This is a genomic window from Streptomyces sp. MBT53 (assembly GCF_016654115.1).
GTDB lineage: Bacteria > Actinomycetota > Actinomycetes > Streptomycetales > Streptomycetaceae > Streptomyces.
In genome coordinates this window covers 1-1,419 of sequence record NZ_JAEQAZ010000507.1, presented here as the reverse complement: position 1 = coordinate 1,419, position 1,419 = coordinate 1, and the positions used below count along the sequence as shown (strand labels likewise).

Here is a 1,419-nt window from a genome sequence, read left to right as displayed (position 1 = left end):
CGGCCCTGCACGTCCACCGGAACACCGTGCGGCACCGTCTGGCACGGATCGCCGAACTGCTCGATGTGGACGTACAGGACCCCGGCGTACGGATGGAACTCTGGTTCGCCCTGCACTGGTTGCCGGACGAGGACCAGGACCGCCCCGGTTGAGGCTCAGCGCTTGCCGTCGGAGCGCTTGCGGTGGAGGGTGAAGTTCTCGAACACCGACAGGTCGCCGTTCGGCTTGTTCACGTTGTAGTAGGTCACGTGCATGCGGGTGGTGTCGCCGGGGCGCGAGCCGGGGTCCACGGTGAACGCGGCGAAGCCGTAGGGGTGGTCGGTGTCCCGGACGCCGATCCAGACCGCCTCCTCCTTGGTGTAGGTGGAGGTGCGCTTGCCGTTGGAGCCGGGGGTCGCCGACACGGACGTGATCACCTTGCCGGTGCCGTCCTTGAAGAAGCTCTGGTTCGTGGTGCCCGAGACGCCACCGCCGCCGAGGATCATGTGGACGGTGCCGAGGCCGGTGTCGATGTTGTCGGTGGCCGTGGAGATCGGGTTGGGGGTCAGCGTCTCGGTGCCGCTGACGACTCCGCGGACCGCGAGGGAGCGCTCGTAGTTGTGCTCGTGGCCGCACAGGACCAGGTCGACGCCGTAGCGGTCGAAGAGGGGGCCGTACTTCTGGCGCAGGCCCAGGTCGGCGCCGTTGGCGTCGGTGGAGCTGACCATGACCTGGTGCATGGCGACGACGATCCAGTCGACGTCGCGCGAGGCCCGGGCCGCCTTCAACTCCTTCTCCAGGAAGGTGAGTTGGCGTCCGCCGGAGTAGCCGCTGATGTAGACGTCGCCGCCGTCCTGGAGGCAGTTGTCGTCGTTCTGCAGCACGATGACCCGCACCGAGCCGGCCGTGAACGCGTAGTAGAGGCCCGCGAGTTCGGCGTCGGTCTCGGTGGACGGGAGGTCGAAGTACGTCTGGTAGGCGCCGAGTCCGATCGGCCCGTTGGCCTTCTCGATCTCGTGGTTGCCGGCCGCCGGCATCCAGGGGCGGAACCGGGCCGAACGGGTGTTGTTGGTGAAGAAGTTGTTCCAGGTGCGCACCCGGTCGACGTCCAGGTTGGCGTAGCAGAGGTCGCCGTTGAGGAGGTGGAAGAGCGGGGCGACCTGCTCGATGCCGGTGACGATGTCCTTCGTCGCGGGCGTGGAGTTCGCGTCGAGGCCGACCGTGCCGTTGGCCGCCCAGGTCACCTGCGGGGCGGACTGGTCGCCGAAGCTGGTGAAGGTGATCGGCTTCCGGCCGCGCGGGGCGGTGCGGAACGTCCCGCTGTCGGGGGTCGCGCCCTCGTGGGTGGCGAGGTAGAGGTAGTCGGTGTCCGGGGTGAGCTTGTTCAGCGCGGCGTGGTGGACGTAGACGGTGCGGCTGGAGGTGCCGTCGACGTAGGTG

The 1,419-nt window shown here is 68.4% G+C and carries 2 protein-coding genes; one reads left to right on the top strand and one right to left on the bottom strand.

All coding sequences use genetic code 11. From position 1 onward, the window contains the following. The coding region (locus tag JHN45_RS52520) for a helix-turn-helix domain-containing protein (protein WP_201056599.1) at positions 1-152 on the top strand (152 nt) is incomplete at its 5' end. Positions 153-155: 3 nt separating this feature from the next. Here the strand turns inward: JHN45_RS52520 and JHN45_RS52515 are convergent. Next, positions 156-1,419, bottom strand: a 1,264-nt coding sequence (locus JHN45_RS52515) for a metallophosphoesterase (RefSeq protein WP_201056597.1), incomplete at its 5' end; no start/stop codon positions are given.